Annotated in this window: 15 protein-coding genes and 1 pseudogene; 4 read left to right on the forward strand and 12 right to left on the reverse strand. The window is 71.0% G+C overall.

The window, feature by feature from the left end; all coding sequences use genetic code 11:
* Positions 1 to 74 precede the first annotated feature (74 nt).
* Positions 75 to 542, reverse strand: coding sequence for an NUDIX hydrolase (locus ITP53_RS28415; protein ID WP_207756527.1), 468 nt, complete (start codon positions 540 to 542; stop codon positions 75 to 77).
* Between the two features lie 117 nt (positions 543 to 659).
* On the opposite strand from ITP53_RS28415, the gene ITP53_RS28420 reads away from it, so the two are divergent.
* A complete protein-coding gene (locus ITP53_RS28420) occupies positions 660 to 1451 on the forward strand; it encodes a class I SAM-dependent methyltransferase (RefSeq protein ID WP_195898525.1) in 792 nt (263 codons plus the stop codon).
* Here the strand turns inward: ITP53_RS28420 and ITP53_RS28425 are convergent.
* Positions 1375 to 3396 carry a beta-galactosidase gene (locus tag ITP53_RS28425; RefSeq protein WP_236051259.1) on the reverse strand — a complete coding sequence of 674 codons (2022 nt, stop codon included), beginning with the start codon at positions 3394 to 3396 and terminating at the stop codon, positions 1375 to 1377. The genes ITP53_RS28420 and ITP53_RS28425 overlap by 77 nt on opposite strands.
* Position 3397: 1 nt before the next feature.
* Positions 3398 to 5722: a beta-xylosidase/alpha-l-arabinosidase gene (locus ITP53_RS28430; RefSeq protein ID WP_195898526.1), complete on the reverse strand. Its 2325-nt coding sequence runs from the start codon at positions 5720 to 5722 to the stop codon at positions 3398 to 3400.
* A gap of 296 nt (positions 5723 to 6018) precedes the next feature.
* On the opposite strand from ITP53_RS28430, the gene ITP53_RS28435 reads away from it, so the two are divergent.
* On the forward strand, positions 6019 to 7110 hold the full coding sequence (locus ITP53_RS28435) for a LacI family DNA-binding transcriptional regulator (RefSeq protein ID WP_328816031.1): 1092 nt from the start codon (positions 6019 to 6021) through the stop codon (positions 7108 to 7110).
* Here ITP53_RS28435 and ITP53_RS28440 read toward each other — a convergent pair.
* On the reverse strand, positions 7046 to 8056 hold the full coding sequence (locus ITP53_RS28440; protein ID WP_195898527.1) for a methyltransferase: 1011 nt from the start codon (positions 8054 to 8056) through the stop codon (positions 7046 to 7048). The genes ITP53_RS28435 and ITP53_RS28440 overlap by 65 nt on opposite strands.
* Positions 8049 to 8708 carry a hypothetical protein gene (locus tag ITP53_RS28445; RefSeq protein WP_195898528.1) on the reverse strand — a complete coding sequence of 220 codons (660 nt, stop codon included), beginning with the start codon at positions 8706 to 8708 and terminating at the stop codon, positions 8049 to 8051. Before ITP53_RS28445 ends, ITP53_RS28440 begins: the two co-directional genes overlap by 8 nt.
* Positions 8709 to 9105: 397 nt before the next feature.
* Here ITP53_RS28445 and ITP53_RS60465 point away from each other — a divergent pair, with 397 nt between their 5' ends.
* Complete coding sequence (locus ITP53_RS60465) at positions 9106 to 9672, forward strand: hypothetical protein (protein ID WP_195898529.1); 567 nt, start codon at positions 9106 to 9108, stop codon at positions 9670 to 9672.
* A 106-nt stretch (positions 9673 to 9778) separates the two neighbouring features.
* Here ITP53_RS60465 and ITP53_RS28455 read toward each other — a convergent pair whose 3' ends face one another.
* Together ITP53_RS28455 and ITP53_RS60470 are read right to left on the reverse strand one after the other, a co-directional pair.
* Complete coding sequence (locus tag ITP53_RS28455; RefSeq protein WP_195898530.1) at positions 9779 to 12097, reverse strand: rhamnogalacturonan lyase; 2319 nt, start codon at positions 12095 to 12097, stop codon at positions 9779 to 9781.
* Positions 12098 to 12319: 222 nt separating this feature from the next.
* Complete coding sequence (locus tag ITP53_RS60470) at positions 12320 to 12466, reverse strand: SDR family oxidoreductase (RefSeq protein WP_236051260.1); 147 nt, start codon at positions 12464 to 12466, stop codon at positions 12320 to 12322.
* A gap of 21 nt (positions 12467 to 12487) precedes the next feature.
* On the opposite strand from ITP53_RS60470, the pseudogene ITP53_RS56215 reads away from it, so the two are divergent.
* Positions 12488 to 12859: pseudogene (locus ITP53_RS56215) on the forward strand (MarR family winged helix-turn-helix transcriptional regulator); the annotation flags it as partial.
* Positions 12860 to 12922: 63 nt separating this feature from the next.
* Here the strand turns inward: ITP53_RS56215 and ITP53_RS28465 are convergent.
* From ITP53_RS28465 to ITP53_RS28485, 5 genes are read right to left on the reverse strand one after another with little or no spacing between them, the layout of a single operon-like run.
* On the reverse strand, positions 12923 to 13882 hold the full coding sequence (locus tag ITP53_RS28465; protein WP_195898531.1) for a quinone oxidoreductase family protein: 960 nt from the start codon (positions 13880 to 13882) through the stop codon (positions 12923 to 12925).
* Positions 13882 to 14241 carry a hypothetical protein gene (locus ITP53_RS28470; protein WP_195898532.1) on the reverse strand — a complete coding sequence of 120 codons (360 nt, stop codon included), beginning with the start codon at positions 14239 to 14241 and terminating at the stop codon, positions 13882 to 13884. The genes ITP53_RS28465 and ITP53_RS28470 overlap by 1 nt, the downstream gene beginning before the upstream one ends.
* Positions 14238 to 15101, reverse strand: coding sequence for a DODA-type extradiol aromatic ring-opening family dioxygenase (locus ITP53_RS28475; RefSeq protein ID WP_195898533.1), 864 nt, complete (start codon positions 15099 to 15101; stop codon positions 14238 to 14240). The genes ITP53_RS28470 and ITP53_RS28475 overlap by 4 nt, the downstream gene beginning before the upstream one ends.
* 26 nt (positions 15102 to 15127) lie before the next feature.
* Positions 15128 to 15943 (reverse strand): citryl-CoA lyase, encoded by an 816-nt coding sequence (locus ITP53_RS28480; RefSeq protein WP_195898534.1) that lies wholly within the window; start codon positions 15941 to 15943, stop codon positions 15128 to 15130.
* Positions 15936 to 17249: a CaiB/BaiF CoA transferase family protein gene (locus ITP53_RS28485; protein ID WP_236051262.1), complete on the reverse strand. Its 1314-nt coding sequence runs from the start codon at positions 17247 to 17249 to the stop codon at positions 15936 to 15938. Before ITP53_RS28485 ends, ITP53_RS28480 begins: the two co-directional genes overlap by 8 nt.
* Positions 17250 to 17396: the final 147 nt, after the last annotated feature.

Genomic DNA, 17396 nt, shown 5'->3' on the forward strand with positions numbered 1-17396 from the left:
GGCTCACCCGCCCCCGCCCCCGCGTCCGCGTGAAACGGGGCGGACGTCCGCCCCGCCTCGGCGTTCCCGTGAAACTAGGGGGCCGGGACGCCGGTGGCTCTGCCGTTCGGTGGGCGGACGCGGTGGAGTTCGAGGCCGATGTCCACCAAGGCGATCCGGTCGAGCGCGGCGACCTGGCCGAGGTCCACCCACGCCGCCTGGTCGGTGCTGCCGCCGACCTCGTGGCGCAGGGTGCCGCCGACCACGTGGGCGTCGTACACGATGCCCAGCCCGTGGAAGTCGGCCTCGCGGCCGGGACCGCGCGGGTGGCGGCGGCGGATGGTGCTCATGCCCAGCAGGGTGTCGACGGCGACGGTGTAGCCGGTCTCCTCCTCCACCTCGCGGACTGCCGCGTCGAGGGGGTCCTCCGCGTGGTCCAGGCCGCCACCCGGCAGTGTCCACAGCCGTTCGCCGCCGGCACTGACCCAGCGCGCGAGCAGAACCTTCCCGTCGTCGACGCAGACGGCGTACGCCGATACCCGCAGTTCCTTGATGGTCGTCACGTTCGCCAGATTTATCACCCGATATACCGGCAGCACGACCGAATACCGCCGCAGTAGTCGTGACGCTGTCGGCGAAAGCCCTCGCCGAAGGGCCGTCCGGTGGGTGTCAATGGAGCCATGGAAGCCGCCTATGACGAGATCGCCGACTGGTACGAAACCGAGTTCCTGCCCCGCGACCACGCCGACCGGCTGGGCATCCGGCGCTCGCTGCGTGAGCTGCTCGGGCCGGGGAGCGGGCCGTGCCTGGAGGTCGGCTGCGGGACCGGCGTGTACGCGGAAACGGTGAGGGACCTCGGCTGGACGCCGGTGGGCGTCGACCTGTCCACCGGCATGCTGCGGCACGCGCGCGGCCGGCTGCCCGTCCTCCAGGGGGACGCCGGGCGGCTGCCGTTCCACGACGGGAGCCTGGGGGCGGTCGTCGCGGTGATGGTTCACACCGACATGCCCGGATATCCCGGCATCCTGCGCGAGGCGGCCAGAGTGTTGGCGGTGGGCGGGGTGTTCGTGCACGTGGGGGTGCACCCCTGCTTCTGCGGCGGGTTCGCCGACCGGACCGACGATGAGGCGGTGGTGATCCGGCCCGGATACGTCGACGGCCACTGGACGAAGTCGTCGTGGACCGACACAGGGGTGCGGGACAAGGTGGGGGCGAGCCACTGGCCGCTGCCGGACCTGCTGCACGGCTTCCTGGAGGCGGGGCTCGCCCTCGAAGGGTTCGCCGAGGGCGGCACGCCCGTCCCCATCATGCTGGCGGTCAAGTCCAGAAAGAGCTGGTCAGGTCCAGAAAGAGCTGGTCAGGTCCAGAAAGAGCTGGTCAGGTCCGGGAAGCCCGCTACCCGCGAGCCCGCTGGATCACCGCCGCCCCGAGCGGCGCCAGCCCGACCTCCCCGGACACCCGCCGTCCGGTGAGCAGGTCCGTTCCCTCCCCGCCGATGGGGACGGACGCGCGCAGCTCGCCGCTGTGGTTGAGCAGGAACACGTACTCGTACGCGTCGTCTCCCCGGACGGCGCACTCCACGTGGGCGGGGACGCCCTCGAAGGGCGAGCGCACGCCCGCCGCCGCCACCGCGTCCAGCACCACGGCGTCGAACGCGGCCCGCTCGAGCAGCGTCGCGAAATAGACCACCCGCCCGGCGCCGTACGTGTTCCCGACCACGGCGGCCCGGCCCTCCAGCAGCCCGTCGGTGTAGGTGGCCAGCGCCGTCCCGGTCTCCAGGTGCAGGTCGTCACGCCACCAGGTAGCCGTCGTACGCCGCCCGTCGGCGAACTCAACGGCGAACTCCTCATGCGGCCGCGCCGGCCAGTACTCGTCGATCTTCGCCCCGATGAGCTCACGGAACGCGCCGGGATACCCGTCCGGCCGCACCCGGTTGCAGTCGTCGACCACGCCGGAGAAGAACGACATGATCACCGTCCCGCCGTCGCGGGCGAACGCCCGGATCCGCTCGGCGCCGTCGTCGTCGATCAGGTACGCGTTCGGCACCACCAGCACCTTGTACCCGTCCAGCGACGACCCGGCGGACACGACGTCGACCGGCAGGTGCCGCTCCCACAGCGGCGTGTAGTGCCGCATCGCCGTGTCCGGATAGCTGAAGTCGGCGCGTGGCAGCCCATGCGTCTCCTCCAGCCCCCACCAGCCGTCCCAGTCGAACAGGATCGCGATCTCCGCCCGCGACGTCGTCCCGGCCACCGGCGCCAGCAGCTTCAGCTCCCGTCCCAGCTCGGTGATCTCCCGGAACGTACGCGAGTCCGGCCCCGAGTGCGGCAGCATCGCCGAGTGGAACCGCTCGTGCCCGCCCCGGCCGGCCCGCCACTGGAAGAACAGCACCGAGTCCGCCGCCCGCGACACCGCCTGCAGCGACCCGAGCCGCATCCGCCCAGGCTCCTTGACCACGTTCAGCTTCCACTGGGAGACCGCGCTGCTCGACTGCTCCATCAGCATCCACGGCTGACCGCCCTTGAGCGAGCGGAACAGGTCGTAGTTGAACGCCGCCGACACGTGTGAGTCGGCGTCGGCCGGGTTCGGGTAGATGTCGAGCGCGACCGCGTCCTCCTCCCGCGCCCACCTCCAGTAGTCGGCGTGCCGGAAGAAACGCATGAAGTTGGTCATGACAGGGACGTCGTCGCGGAAGGACCGGACGATGTCCCGCTCGGCGAGGTAGCACTCCAGCAGCGCGTCGGAGGTGAAGCGCTTGAAGTCGAGCTTGCGGGCCGGGTTCATCCAGGTGCGCGGGATGTTCGGCACCTCGATCTGGTCCCAGTCGGTGTAGACCTGGCCCCAGAACCGGGTCGTCCACGCCTCGTTCAGCGTGCCGAGGTCGCCGTACCTGCGGCGTAGCCAGCTGCGGAAGTTGACCGAGGCGGCCTCGTTGTACGCCGTGGGCCCGTACTCGTTGCTGATGTGCCACATCGCCAGCGCGGGATGGAACGAGTAGCGCTCCGCGAGCTTGGTGGTGATGTTCGCCGCGTACTCGCGGTAGATCGGCGACGAGGGGTCGTAGTGCAGCCGGTTGCCGAAGCCGAACGGCTGCCCGTCGGCCATGACCGGGAACACCTCGGGATGCAGGTGCGTGAGCCAGACCGGCGGCGCTGCCGTGGGGGTGGCCAGGTTGACGCTGACGCCGTTCTCGTGGAGGAGGTCCATGACCTCGTCCATCCAGCCGAACTCGTACGTGCCCGGTTCGGGTTCGAGCGAGGCCCACGCGAAGACGCCGAGCGAGACGGTGTTGACACCGGCCTCGCGCATGAGCCGCACGTCCTCCCGCCAGACGGCGGGATCCCACTGCTCAGGGTTGTAGTCGCCGCCGAAGGCGAAGCCGCCGACGCGGTTCCTGAACGCGTTCATCCTGGTCATCTCACGCCTCCTGCGCTCGTTCCACCGACACGGCGGTGAGCCGCCGCTCGGCGCCGGTGATCTCGTGTACGGGGCCGGTCAGCGTCACGCGCCGCTCGTCCACCACGTCGGCGGCCGAGCGGCGGACGGACACGATCACCTCGCCCGGCTCGACGCCCCGCCGCCCGTCGCGCCCCGTGAACGCCAGCAGCCTGGCCGGCACGTCGAATCCGGCCGTGGCCCGCTCGCCCGGCCCCAGCTCGACGCGGACGTAGCCGGCCAGCTGGGCGAGCGGCCTGGTGACCGAGGCGATCGGGTCGGTGACGTACACCTGCACCACCTCCGCGCCCGCCCGGTCACCGGTGTTGCGCACCGTGACGGAGCAGCGGATCGACCCGCCGGTCGGGGCGCTCTCCACGGCGGTCAGGTCCTCGTAGGAGAAGCTCGTGTAGCTGAGCCCGTGGCCGAACGGCAGCTCGGGGGCGGGGTCGATGTTGCTCACCGAGCCGGCCGCGCCCAGCTTGGGATGCAGGTAGCTGTACGGCTGCCCGGCAGGGGAGCGCGGCATGCTCATCGGGAGCCGGCCGGAGGGGTTGACCGCCCCGCTGAGCACCCGGGCGATCGCGCCCGCGCCCTCCTCGCCGGGGAAGTACGCCTGCACGACGGCGGCGGCGTTCCTGATGACGCCGGGCACGGCGTACGCGCGGCCCGTCATCAGCACCACCACGGTCGGCGTGCCGGTGGCGAGGACGGCCTCGGCCAGCTCCAGCTGCGCGCCCGGCAGGTCGAGGCTCTCCACGTCGCAGCCCTCGCCCGAGGTGCCGCGCCCGAACAGCCCCGACCGGTCGCCCAGCACGAGGACCGCGACGTCGGAGCCGGCGGCAAGACGGGCGGCGGCGGCGATCCCCGAGCGATCGCCGTCGTCCACCCCCGTGCCCCGCTCGGCCCGGATCACGGCGTCCGGCAGCGCCTCCCGCAGCGCGTCCAGCAGCGTGGGGGAGTCGATGCCCGGCTCGACGCCGGCGAAGTGCGGCAGGACGTGGTTGACGAACGAGTAGCAGCCGAACAGCGCCGCCACGCTGTCCGCGTTCGGCCCGACGACGGCCACGCTCCTGCCCGCGGCGTCGCCGAGGGGCAGCACGCCGTCGTTGGTCAGCAGCACGATCGACTCCTCAGCGAGCAGGCGCGCCAGCTCCCTGGACTCGGGCCCGTCCAGCTCGACCGGCCCCGACGGCTCCGGCTCGTAGCCGTCGTCGAGCAGGCCCAGCTCCGCCTTCTGCCGCAGCACGCGGCGCAGCGCCCGGTCGACCAGCCGCTCCTCGATCCGCCCCGACGCCACCGCCCGCTTCAGCGGCTCCAGGTACGCCACGCCGGTCGGCAGCTCGACGTCGATCCCGGCCGTGAGCGCCTGCACGGCGGCGTCCTCGGCGTCCTCGGCCACGGCGTGCAGGGTGTGCAGGAACGCGACGGAGAAGTAGTCGGCCACGACCGTGCCCCTGAACTCCCACTCGTCCCGCAGCACCTCGGTGAGGTAGCGGGTGTCGGCGGCGATCGGGACGCCGTCGATCTCGGCGTAGGAGTTCATGACCGAGCCCGCCCCGGCGTCCTTGATCGCGACCTCGAACGGGAACAGCAGCGTGTCGGCCACCTCGCGGGCGCCCGCGTGCACGGGCGCCAGGTTGCGGCCCGCGCGGGAGTTGGAGTAGCCGACGAAGTGCTTCAGCGTGGCGATGACACCTGCGGACTGCAGGCCGCGTACGTACGCGGCGCCGATGGTGGCGACCTCGTACGGGTCCTCGGAGACGCATTCCTCGACCCGGCCCCACCGCTGGTCGCGGATCACGTCCAGCACCGGGGCGAGGCCCTGGTGGACGCCAAGCGCCGCCATGCTCTCCCCGATCCGCCGGCCCATCCGCTCCACCAGTCCGGGGTCGAACGACGCGCCCCACGCGGGCGGCACCGGATATGTCGTGGCCCGCCACGCGGCCAGGCCGGTCAGGCACTCCTCGTGTGCCAGGGCCGGGATGCCGAGCCGGGTGTGGTCGCGCAACCAGCGCTGCCGCGCGGCCAGCACCTCGCTCGCCCGCGCCGGGTCGACGGGCCGGGTGCCGTAGTGGCGGGTCACGTGGCCCAGGCCGGCGCGGGCGAACGTCTCGAACCCGACGTCCTCGCCCTGCATCGAATCCTGCAGCGGCGCGACCACGCCCTCGTCCCGATTGACGTTCAGCCACACGCCCACGAGTTGCGCGAGCTTCTCGTCGAGCGACATGTCGTCGAGCAATTCCTCGACGCGTCGCCCCCGGCGCTCGGCGTGTTCCGGAGCCGGCTGCTCAACCCGTGCAGGCATAGGACCCTCGTTCGTTCATTCTTCACATGAGCTCGACGGCCAGGCGCAGCGCCGTTGATAGCGCTAACAGCCGGACAGGCGATTTCCCATGAGACGAGCGGTGACAGTTTGCTCGGCCGGAAAGTTTCCGGCTAACTTTCGGAAAAATTACCGTGACATTGCCGAAGGGTTACGCTAGGCTCCGGCTGGCAACGCTGTCAACCATCCCGCCGATCAACGGCTTTCGGCCGGTCGTTCCAGGTCATGAGGTGGCCTGCCTGCCGTTCTGTTTTCCGAAACGAAAACCGGGAGGTCCGGTGCCGCGAGCAACGCTGGCCGACGTCGCGGCGGCCGCCGGAGTGTCGGTGCCCACCGTTTCCAAGGTTCTGAGCGGGAAGAAGCACGTCTCCGCCGCCACCAGGGACAAGGTTCTCGAAGCGGTCAGGGCCTTCGGATACGAGACCCCGCGCCCGCAGCACACGCCCCGCCTCGGCCTCGTCGACCTGCTCATCGACGGGCTCGGCTCCCCGTGGGCGGAGGTCCTCGTCCGCGGAGCCGAGAAGGCGGCCGCGCGATGGGGCTTCTCGCTCGTCGTGACCTCGTCCGCCCGGCCCGACTTCGACCTGCGGCAGTGGATCGGCGTGGTGCGCAAGCGCGGCACCGACGGGATCGTGCTGGTGCTGTCCAGGGCCGAGCAGGAGGAGATCGCGGCCATCCAGGAGCTGCTGCACGTCCCCCTGGTGCTCCTGGACCCGGTCGGGCAGCGCGACCCGCGCCTGTCCACGGTCGGCGCCACCAACTGGCTGGGCGGCGTCATGGCCACCACCCATCTGCTGGAGCTGGGGCACACGCGGATCGGGTTCATCGGCGGGCCGCTCGACACGCAGTGCACGCACGACCGTTACGAGGGCTACCTGGCCGCGCACCGTACGTTCGGGATCGATCCCGATCCGCGGCTCACGTGCTACGGCGACTTCGTGGTCTCGGGCGGCAAGACGCACGGGGCCGAGCTGCTCGACCGCGGCGACCCGCCCACCGCGGTCTTCGCCGGCAACGACCTGCAGGCGGCGGGCGTCTACCAGGCGGCCACGGAGCGCGGCGTCCGCGTGCCCGGTGAGCTGTCCGTCGTCGGGTTCGACGACTCGCTCCTGTGCGAGATGCTCTCGCCGCCACTCACCACCGTGCGCCAGCCACTCGACGACATGGCCAACGAGGCGGTCCGGCTCGTCTCGGAGGAGCTGACCCACCCGAGAGGCACGGCAGGGACGCGGATAGAGCTCGCCACGACCCTCGTCGTGAGGGGGAGCACCGCGCCGCCGTCCGGTACGCGGCCGGACGGCGCGATCAGCGGCGCTCGGCGACGAGCAGGTTCAGCTCCAGGGGCAGGCCGCTCACGTCCACGAGCTTGAAGCCGGCGGAGTCCAGCAGGCAGGTGTACTCCTGCAGCCTGCGCTCCCGCCCGGAGCCGTTGTTGACCAGCATGTGGACGTCCCAGGGCAGCGCCAGCGCCTCCGGGTCGGCGGCCGGGTGCTCGGGAACGAGCCGCTCGACGACCAGCAGCCGCGTCCCCGGGGCCAGGGCGACGCCGCAGTTGCCGAGCAGGACGCCGGCGCGCTCGTCGTCCCAGTCGTGCAGCACCCGCGAGAGGAGGTAGACGTCGCCGCCCGGCGGCACCTCGGCGAAGAAGTCGCCCGCCATCACCTCGCAACGCTCGCCCGTGGTCGAAGCCGTGGCCCGCACGCGGCCGACGACCTCGGCGCTGTCGAACAGGATCCCCCTGGCCTCCGGGGCTTGGGAGAGGATGGCGGCGAGCAGCGCGCCGTTCCCGCCCCCGAGATCCACGATCACGTCGTGCCGGGTGAAGTCGTAGACCAGGGGCACCTGCGCGAAGAACAGCGACCCGCACGCCATCGCCCGGTCGAAACGCTCGCCCATCTCGGGATGCTCGGCCGTGTAGGCGAAGAAGGGCTTGCCGAAGACGTGCTCGAACCCCTGCCGCCCGGTCCTGACCGCGTGCAGCAGGGCTCCCCATGAGGCGTAGAAGGGGCCGGCGTAGAACAGCGCGAGGTCGGCCAGCGAGTCCGGGTGCCGCCTGGACAGCAGCGCCCCGGTCGGCGTGATGGTGTACGTGCCCGCCGGGCCCGCCTCCACCAGGTCGTGGGCAGCCAGCAGGCGCAGCAGGCGGCGCAGCGAGTCCGGATGGGTGCCGCTGGCCCGCGCCAGCTCCTTCCAGGTCAGGCGGCGGTCGTAGAGCAGGTCGGCCAGGCCCAGCTCGGCCATGGCGGCGACGGCCTGGGTGATCCAGGCCCCGGTCAGTTTCGCCAGCACCTCGCGCTGGCCGGAGTCGTCAGCCATCGGTGCGCGCTTCCCAGAGCCGCAGGGTGCTCGGATGCCGGCCCGCGCAGGCCAGCTCCACCCGCCTGGGCCAGCCGGCCCGCGGGCGGCGGAGATAGAGGACGGTACGGCCGCCGTGCTCCGCGTCCTCGTGCGGATTGAACCCGCCGCCGTCCGCGGCGAAGCCGAGCAGCGAGGTGAGCAGCCGGGCGATGCCGAGGATGACCACCTCGTCGGGCCGGAGCACCTGGAGCGCGAGATGGGACTCGTCGTCGCGCGCCCGTTCGCCCGCGACGACCGCGTCGATGGCCGTCCGGTCCTCGCGAGGGAGGGCGAACACCTCGATCGCGGCGCCGTCGCGGGCCGCGTGCACGATCTGTACGGGCAACGACGCCGGGTCCAGCCGGTATCGGCCGGCCAGCCGGGCGCGTACGACGGTGCTCGGGCAGGTGCGGACGATCTCGAACCCGCGGCTGCGCAGCACCCCCGACAGATCCGCCGTGCGGCGGGGGAACAGCAGGATCGCCGCGTGATCCACCCGGCAGTGCCGCTCGAGGGCGGCGAGCGCGGAGTCCGTGACGCCGCGCTGCGTCGTGAACATCTCCCGGCAGCCCTTCGCCGCGACGAGTCGTCGCACCAGCAGGTCGAACCGCCTTTCGTCTTCCTCATCCATGTCCGGCCCCCCGATTCTTACACTCAGCGTCAACGAACGTTACAGTACGTAGTATTCGCTGGTCGACGGCACTAGTGGGCGGGTGAGGCGTTAGCCACTTCCACTCGAGGCCGCGCGAACCGCTTGCTTTGGGCGCCGGCGGCCAGCCGAAACCCCTTCGCGCGCTTTACCCACCAGGTAGATCTATGCCGGATTTATGGTGATTCGTTTGCTTTTATCCGGTTTAAGAGGCTAGCGTCGGAGTCGTTGCCGGGGACGGTCCTTACCGGGATGTGCGTCGCCGGTTCTTTCCGGATTCTCCTGCGCTCCACGTGGCGTCCGTATGGCGTGCTGCCCGGCTACATCCGTATGGGAGCGCAATGTGCCATGTCCCCTGAATAAGGACTGACCTTTGACCATGTCTGCTCGCATGCGCTCCGTCGCCGTGCTCGCCGCCTCCGCACTGACCGCCCTGACCGTCGGCTCGGCCGCGGCGCACGCCGACTCCGGCGGCACCGGACAGAACGTCCTGCTCCAGGGCTCCACCACGGCCTCCTACTTCTGGGACGACGCCTCCGGCCGCGCCGGTGACACCGGGCTGCCCGCCAGCGGCCGGCCGATGAGCAAGGGCATGGCCGCCAGCCCCAGCTGGCCTCTCATGACCGAGGGCTACGTGGTCTACCAGGGCAAGAAGGTGCCGTTCTTCGTCGGTGACCGCGGGCCGGGGAAACCCTCCAGCCGCGGCGTGATGCTCGACCTGGACGGCGAGACGTTCGCCGAGTTGACCGGCGGCACCTTCGACACCGGCACGCTGAGCGTCGAGGACAACGGCGGCAGGGGCCACATCAAGCTCCAGTACGTCGTGACCAAGTGGGGCGACGGCGTCGGCCTGAAGAACCACCCGGTGGCCTTCTCCACTCGCGCCTGGGCCGAGACGGACACCACCCCGGTCAAGCCGGTCTCGGTGAAGCAGCCGGCCCGCTGACCCGGCACACCAGATCAGGGCGTTCCCGACGGGAGCGCCCTCTTCGCGTGTTCACGCGCCTCAAGTCATCGGGGCCGGCACGGTGTCCGTGCCGGCCCCCGGGAACCTAGGACCGCGGAATCGGGACCCGCGACCAGTCGATGTCCGAGCCGAGGTAGAAGCTCGGGTACGCCGGCTGGTTGTATCCCGTCTGCTGCCTGGCCACGTCCACCCGGTACTTCGCGTCGTGCATGAGCGTGTAGAGCTTGCGGTCGGTGAGCTCCGTGCTGAGGAAGACCCGGATCGCCGAGCTGTCGGTCGTACGCGTCAGCAACTCCTCGCGCCAGTCGCCGAACACGTCGGCCACCAGCCCGGGATTGCCCTTCGTCCAGTTGTTCGTCAGCGCGCCCTCCGCGGTGAGCACCGTGCCGCTCCTCCAGTCGTCGATCGTCGGCGTCTGGAGTTCGGTGGTGGCGGCGCCGTTGACGAGCTGGGTCGTCATGTCGGCCGCCCAGCGGATGCTCATGTTCGTGCCCGGGGTGCTCCGGCCCAGGTGCGCGCCGCCGGCCGACCACAGCCCCGCCTGGATCGCCTGGTCGGGCGGCGCCGACGACCACACCTCGGCCCCGCGGATCGCCGGGTCGACGTCGCCGACCATGCCACGCCCTGTGTCCACGCCGCTGTAGCCACCGAAGATCACCTCACCGGTGGCGGCCGAGCGCATCGCCCAGCCGTACGGCGCCGAGGAAGCGCCCTCGTGCACCGTCCAGATCTCCAGGCCGGGGCGGTCGGGGTCGAAGTCGCCGACGTGGACGGCGTCGCCGTGGCCGAGCCGGACGTTCTGCCCTGGCACGCCGCTCTGCGGCGGTCCTTCGGCGAACGACGAGTACAGCACGTCGCCGTCGTCGTCGATCGTCGCGGCGCCGTACACGATCTCCTGCCTGCCGTCGTCGTCCACGTCGGCCACGCTCATCGAGTGGAAGCCCTGTGTGGTGATGTCGGCATATTTCGGATTGCTGCCGGGGACGCCGTGGGGGCCGGCGTTGAACGGGTTGGCCATGGGGGCGTGGCCGCTGTCGACGTACCAGACCTCCTTGAGTCTTCTGCCGTCCCAGTCGTAGGCCACCAGCGTGGTGCGCGTGTAGTAGCCACGGGCGAAGACGGCCGACGGACGCCTGCCGTCGAGGTAGGCGACGGCGGACAGGAACCGGTCGACCCGGTTGCCCGGCTCGACGCGGGCCATCGCGTAGTCGCCCCACAGCAGGCCGTCGTCGCCGCGGCCCGGCTTGTAGTGGATCGTCTGCAGTTCCTTGCCGGTGGCGCCGTTGAACACCGACAGGTATTCGGGACCGGTGAGGATGTAGCCGGCGAACTCGCGCAGCCGGTTGTTGCCGCTGCGGGCCGGCGCGTAGACGTCGGCGAAGTACGTGGCCAGGTCCACGGCGGCCGCGTGGGACAGCGGGTACTCGTGCCGGGGCTCGATGCCGAACGCCTGCTCCAGCGTCGCGGGCCAGCGCCCGGCGACCACCTCGGGGTGCTCGTGCCACTTCTCGAACATCCCGACGAGGTGCTCGAAGTAGTCCTCCGCGCTCATGCGGTAGTCGTCGGAGTGCGAGTAACCGGCCCGTACGTCCTGTTTCGGCATGGTGACGTGGCGTACGGAGGCGACGTCGCCGTCGCGGTCGTACCGGGTGACCTTGGTGCCGGGGGCGGTCTTGAGCATCATCTCCGAGCGGCCGTCGCCGTCGAGGTCGTAGACGAGGAACTGGGTGTAGTGGGCGCCGGAGCGGATGTTGACGCCCAGGTCGAGCCGCCAGAGCAGGGTGCCGTCCAGTGTGTACGTGTCGACGTACGTCGGTCCGGTGTAGCCGCGCTGGGAGACGTCCTTGGAGTTGGAGGGATCCCACTTCACGACGTACTCGTACGCGCCGTCGCCGTCCACGTCGCCGACGCTCAGGTCGTTGGCCGTGTACGTGTACGCCTCGCCCGCCGGTGTGACTCCGTCGGCCGGTTTCTTCAACGGGATGTCATAAAACGATTTAACCCACGGCGTGGTGGGGGAGCTGCGGCGGCCCTCCCGGCCTTTGACGATCGGGGCGACGCGGTATTCCGACGTGGCGGTGCCCGCAGTGTCGCGGTAGTTGGTGCTGTCGGTGACGGTCGCGACGCGCCGGCCGTCGCGGTAGACGCGGAAGTCGGTGCCGGTCATGCCGGTGTCGCCGTACCCGGACACCTCGTCGCCGAACAGTCGCCAGCTGAGGAACACTCCCTCGCTGGTCGGGACCGCTACGAGGCCGCGGTCGAGGTGTTCGAGCCGGATGCCTGCGGACGGTTCGCCGTGGCCCCGGCCGGAGTCCGCGCCGGCCGGGACCGCCGCCAGGGGGACGCAGACCAGGGCGGCTAAGGCGGTGGTCAGGGCGCGGCGCAGGCCGCTGGGGGGTGTCATGTCACGGGCTCCTCGGAGTGATGCCCGCATGGGGACGCGGCCTGTCCGCGTCCCCGGCGGATTAAATCGATATAATTCAGTCGCGAGAGTATTGGCGAGTTGTGAGGTTTGTCAAGAATGAGTTTCCGGGGGATTTCGCGAAATCTGTTGAAACATCGAAAACGGCATCGAATGGCATGAGAAATCAGCAGGCCGACGCCGGCCCTCGGCAGTGAACGGTCTTCAGAGGGTGGGGAGCAGGCCTCCGTCGATCGAGACGGTGATGCCGGTGAGGTAGGAGGCGCGCGGGGAGGTGAGGAAGGCGATGAGTTCGGCGGCTTCCTCTGGCCGCCCGGGGCGGCCCAGGGGGCGGCGAGGCGCTGGGCCCACACCGCCAACGGCCTCACGCCGCGGCAGTTCCACATTCTCGGACTGCTCCACGATCGTGGTCCCTTGGCACAGACCGACCTGGCCGCAGAGACGGATGCGGCGGCGAGCGTGCTCGTCACGCAACTGAATCCCCTGGAGGCCGAGGCGCTCGTGACGCGCACGCGTGATCCCCGCGATCGCCGCCGCCACCTGGTCCTGCTGACGGAGAAGGGACAACGGCTTCTGCGAACCGCGGCAGCCGCGCAGCAGCAGGTCGAGGACGACCTCTTCCGCTCACTGAACGAGTCCCAGCGCGCACAGCTGACACAGCTGCTCGTCCTGGTACGCGACGATCTGACCGAGGGGAACGAGCACTGCGGGACCCCGGCCTCTCTCGACAGGAAGACGTCGTGAAGACGGGATCGGCCCATACGCGAGCCGACGCCGCTCAGGTGAGGTCCAGGGTGCCGGTCGGCTTCAGGTGAGGCTCAGGACGATTCGGCCGGTGGTCGTGCCGGCCGACTGCCGTTGCCAGGCGGCTGGGGCGTCAGCGAGCGGTACCACCTCGTGGGCCACCGACAGGCGCTCGTCCGCGGCCAGCTCAGCGATTCGGGTGACGGCCGCGGCGCGTTGCTCGCGGGTCAGCTCGTTGTTGGTGTAACCGAGCACCCGCAGGGAGCGGCTGCGCAGGGTGGAGGAGTCCAGCGGACAGGTCTCGCCGGCCGATGAGCCCAGGTTGACCAGGCGGCCGGACGAGCGCAGGGTGCGGGCGGCCGCCGCGGCGGGCGGGCCGAAGAGCGGGTCGAGGACCAGGTCCACCGGCCCGTCGCAGGCGGCGGACAGGCGGTCGGCCAGCGTGGCCACGTCATCGGTGTCCAGCGCGACCACGGCGTCCGCGCCCGCCCGCGCGGCCCGTTCCCGCCCGGCGGCGGAACGGGCGGCGGCGACCACCCGGCGCGCGCCCGCGACGCGTGCGAGCTGCACGGCCGCCTGCCCCACCACCCCGCCGGCCCCGAGTACGACCACCTGCTCCCCGGGGCTGAGCTCGCCGCGCCAGGTCAGGGCCATGTGGGCGGCCACGGCGGACAGCCCGAGCGCGGCGACGGCGAACGGGCCGGCCCCATCGGGCAGCTCGACGACGTCCTCGGCGGGGACCAGGACCCACTCGGCCATGCTGCCGTCACCGGGAGCCATCCCGGCGGAGGTGGGGAACCACACCGGCGTGCCGGAAACGTTCCCGACACCCTGCACGCCGGGAACGTACGGCGTGGCAGGGGCGCCGAAATAGGAGGAACCCGTCGCGCAGAGCAGGTCCAGCGGCGTGATGGGGGCGGCGTGGACCCGGACCAGCGCCTCGCCGGGGCCGGGCACGGGTTCGGCCCGGCCGGTCACCACCCCTGGCGGCCGGCCGCAGCTCGCGATCTCGGCGGCGCGCATCACGTCGCGATGTCCGGGTACGGCAGCCGCATGTGCGACAACCGCCGCGCGTACTCCTTCTGGAAACCCAGCGGCGGATGGTCGCGCTCGAACATCGCGATGAACAGCGTGAGCGTGAGGAACGGGTGCGCCCCCAGCTCGAACAGCTTCGGATAGTCGTGGTCGGCGAGCGCCTCACGCTCGACGTCGTCGAACCGCAGCCAGGTGGACGCCTCGCCGGCGTGGCAGCCGAGGATGCGGTTGGCGTACTCGGCCTCCCACCACTCCACCGTGGCCCGCGGCGACTCGCGGTAGCGCTCGACCAGCTCCGGGTCGCGGTCGACGGTGAACAGGAACTTGTTCAGCAGGTACTTGCTCACGACCGGCCTCCGCTCGGGTACCAGGTGAAGTACGCCTCCATCGTGTGGAACAGGTCGTACGTGTCCACGTAGTCGGCCTTTCGCCCCTCGCCCGCGACCCCCATCATCAGCATGAAATCCATGAACCCGTGGGTGGCGTTGCCCGGCTCCCACAGGCTGTCCAGGGTGACCTCCGACAGGCAGCCCTCGATGTCCCCCGAGGAGATCCACTCCACGGCCTTGCGGTCGAACTCCGGGTCGGGGCCGTGCGGCCCGAACTGGCGCGGCCCGCCCAGCTCCAGCGACAGGTGCCCGGTGCCGATGACGGCGACCCGCTGATCGCCCGGCCAGGAGTCGACGAGCTCCCTGATGGTCCGCCCGAGCTGCACGAAGCGCTTCGGCCGCGGCAGGGGAGGGGCGAAGATGTTGGTGTAGACGGGCACGATCGGCAGGTCGTTCTGCGGACGCAGGGTGATGATCGGGCAGGTGATCGAGTGGTCGATCCGCAGCTCGTTGGAGAATGCCAGGTCGAACCCGGCGTCCAGCCCTTCCCTCAGCAGGTGGGCCGACAGGTCCTCATGGCCCTTGAGCAGCAGCCTGGGCAGGCCGAACTCGCGTTCCTCGTTGTAGAAGTTCGCGTCGTAGAAGGGGGCCTTGCCGATCAGGAACTGCGGCATGTTGTCCAGCCAGAACTGGTGGAAGTGGTCGGAGCCGACCATCACCAGCACGTCGGGCCTGGCGCGCGTCAGCGTCTCCCTGAACGCCTCCACCTTGCGCACCCACTCGTCCGCGAACGGCGGGCGCTCCTCGCCGGTGGAGGTGCTGGCGCGGTAGTAGAAGGGATGGTGGGTGGACGCGACGACCGCGACGAGCTCAGCCATGCAAACCTCCGTAGGTGCGGGAGCCGCTACTCGTGGCGGGCCGCCGGAGGCGGCTCACCGTTCGGTTCGGGTGGGATGGACCGGTTGTTCAGGTCCACGGACAGAAAGATCTCGTTGGCCACCGGACGCCGCAGCTCCTCGGCGAGCTGCCCGATGAGCCCGGCGGTCCTGGCCAGCAGCGCGAACCCGCGCAGCAGCTCCAGCGGCAGCCCCAGGTCGGCCAGCGCCGCGCCGCACACCCCTGCGCCGTTGAGCGGCAGCGTGCGGCCGAGGACGGCCGGGTGCACGCGGCCGATGGCGGCGAACAGCGACAGATGCGGCCCGTACAGGCCCTCCTCGGCGGCGATCTCGAAGAGCCGGGGGGTACGCGGGTCGCCGTCCTTGTGCACGTGGTGACCGAGCCCGGGGATCCGCCCGCCCGCCGCGCGCCTGGCGCGTACGGTCTCCATGGCCAGCGCGTCCCACCCGGCGTCGTCGCCGGGCAGCGCGTCACGCGAGGCCAGCACGTCGTGCAGGAACCGGCCGCAGTCCTCGGTGACGCCGAGGAAACGCGACCCGCCGCCGAGCAGTCCCGCCGCCAGCGCCCCCTGTACGGAGTCCGGCGCCGACAGGTACGTCAGCCGCGTCACGATCGCGGTCGGCGTGAACCCGTGATCGGCCAGCGCGGCCAGCACGGCCTCGAACACGCGTACCTCGCCCGGCGTGGGACGGCGCTGCGTGGCCAGCCAGAACGCCAGCTCGCCGAAGCCCACCTCGCCCATCACGTCCCTGGCCAGGTCCCGGCCGAGCAGCGTGATCGTCTCGGGCGTCGACGCCCCCAGCGCCGTCGGATAATCAGCCACGCTCACCCTCCTCCTCCGAACCCGCGGAACCCTCCGAACCCGCGGAACCCGCCGAAGCATCAGACGCGTGTGAAGTGTCCGTGACGCCCGAGGCATCCGACGTGTGTGAAGTGTCCGCGACGCCAGAAGTGTCCGCGGCGCTGGAGGCGCCGGGTTCGGTGGTCAGCCAGGCGCGTAGCTCGGCGCCGTGCTCGTCGAGCTCCGGTGGCGGCAGCGTATAACCGGCGGGCGTCTCGGAGAACCGGATCGGATGCCGCGTCGTCGGCACCGCCCGTTCGCCCTCGCCCACCACGACCACCGGATCGAGCTCGAACCGCTCGGCCATGGCGAACCCGCCGTCGATCGTGGTGATCGGCCCGCTCGGCACCCCGGCGTCGACCAGCAGCTCGAACCACTCCACCGCCGGCCGCCTGGCCAGCCGCTCGACCAGGATCGGGCGCAGCTCCTCGCGGTTGGCGGTGCGGTCCGCGTTGCGGGCGAACCGCGGGTCGGCGGCCACCTCCGGGATGCCGAGAACCTCGCACAGCTTCCTGAACTGGCCGTCGTTGGCCGCCGCGACGATCAGGTCGTCGTCCTTCGTGGGCAGCGGCTCGTACGGGAACACGCTCGGATGCGCGTTCCCCATCCGGTACGGCACCACGCCCCCGGCGACGTACGCCGAGCTCTGGTTGACCAGCCCCGTGAGCGCCGAGGACAGCAGGTTGACCTCGACGTGCTGGCCCCGGCCTGTGGCCTCGCGGTGGCGCAGCGCCGCCAGCACGCCGATGACGGCGTGGTTGCCCGCCATCACGTCGAACACCGAGATCCCGGCGCGGTACGGCGGCCCGTCAGGATCGCCGGTGAGGCTCATCAGCCCCGACATGGCCTGCACCATCAGGTCATACCCTGGCACGCGCGCCCCGGCTCCCGAGCCGAAGCCGCTGATGGAGGCGTACACGATGCGCGGGTTGCGGGCCTGGACCGAGGCGTGGTCGAGGCCGTACTTGGCGAGCCCGCCCGGCCGGAAGTTCTCGATCAGCACGTCCGCGCGCCTGGCCAGCTCCCTGGCCACCTCCGCGTCGGCCGGGTCTCGCAGGTCCAGCGCGATCGACCGCTTCCCGCGGTTGACCCCGAGGTAGTACGTCGACACCTCGCCCCGCGTCGGCGGCGTCCACGTGCGGGTGTCGTCGCCCTGCGGGCCCTCGACCTTGACGACGTCGGCGCCCAGGTCCGCCAGCAGCATCGTGGCGTACGGCCCGGCCAGGATCCGGGAGAAGTCGGCCACCAGCACGCCGGACAGCGGCCCCTCCGGCCGGGTGTCTACCATGCGGCTCCTTCATGCGTCCGTGTAGCGGACGAGTGTCCGCAATGTTCGATCTCAGCATCAGGCCGAGCCCACGTCAACACTCTTGACAGCAACTTCCCGGCTCATCACAGTTGCTGTGACCGTATAGCGGACATTAGTTCGCAATCC

It is taken from the genome of Nonomuraea cypriaca (assembly GCF_015645445.1).
In the GTDB taxonomy this organism is placed as follows: Bacteria; Actinomycetota; Actinomycetes; order Streptosporangiales; family Streptosporangiaceae; genus Nonomuraea; species Nonomuraea cypriaca.

What these genes read in the sequence shown, in the direction of transcription:
- ITP53_RS28420 (WP_195898525.1), top strand. Translation starts at nt 660, where the DNA reads ATGGAAGCCGCCTATGACGAGATCGCCGACTGGTACGAAACCGAGTTC.
- ITP53_RS28425 (WP_236051259.1), bottom strand. Translation starts at nt 3,396, where the DNA reads ATGACCAGGATGAACGCGTTCAGGAACCGCGTCGGCGGCTTCGCCTTC.
- ITP53_RS28430 (WP_195898526.1), bottom strand. Translation starts at nt 5,722, where the DNA reads ATGCCTGCACGGGTTGAGCAGCCGGCTCCGGAACACGCCGAGCGCCGG.
- ITP53_RS28440 (WP_195898527.1), bottom strand. Translation starts at nt 8,056, where the DNA reads ATGGCTGACGACTCCGGCCAGCGCGAGGTGCTGGCGAAACTGACCGGG.
- ITP53_RS28445 (WP_195898528.1), bottom strand. Translation starts at nt 8,708, where the DNA reads ATGGATGAGGAAGACGAAAGGCGGTTCGACCTGCTGGTGCGACGACTC.
- ITP53_RS60465 (WP_195898529.1), top strand. Translation starts at nt 9,106, where the DNA reads ATGTCTGCTCGCATGCGCTCCGTCGCCGTGCTCGCCGCCTCCGCACTG.
- ITP53_RS28455 (WP_195898530.1), bottom strand. Translation starts at nt 12,097, where the DNA reads ATGACACCCCCCAGCGGCCTGCGCCGCGCCCTGACCACCGCCTTAGCC.
- ITP53_RS28465 (WP_195898531.1), bottom strand. Translation starts at nt 13,882, where the DNA reads ATGCGCGCCGCCGAGATCGCGAGCTGCGGCCGGCCGCCAGGGGTGGTG.
- ITP53_RS28475 (WP_195898533.1), bottom strand. Translation starts at nt 15,101, where the DNA reads ATGGCTGAGCTCGTCGCGGTCGTCGCGTCCACCCACCATCCCTTCTAC.
- ITP53_RS28485 (WP_236051262.1), bottom strand. Translation starts at nt 17,249, where the DNA reads ATGGTAGACACCCGGCCGGAGGGGCCGCTGTCCGGCGTGCTGGTGGCC.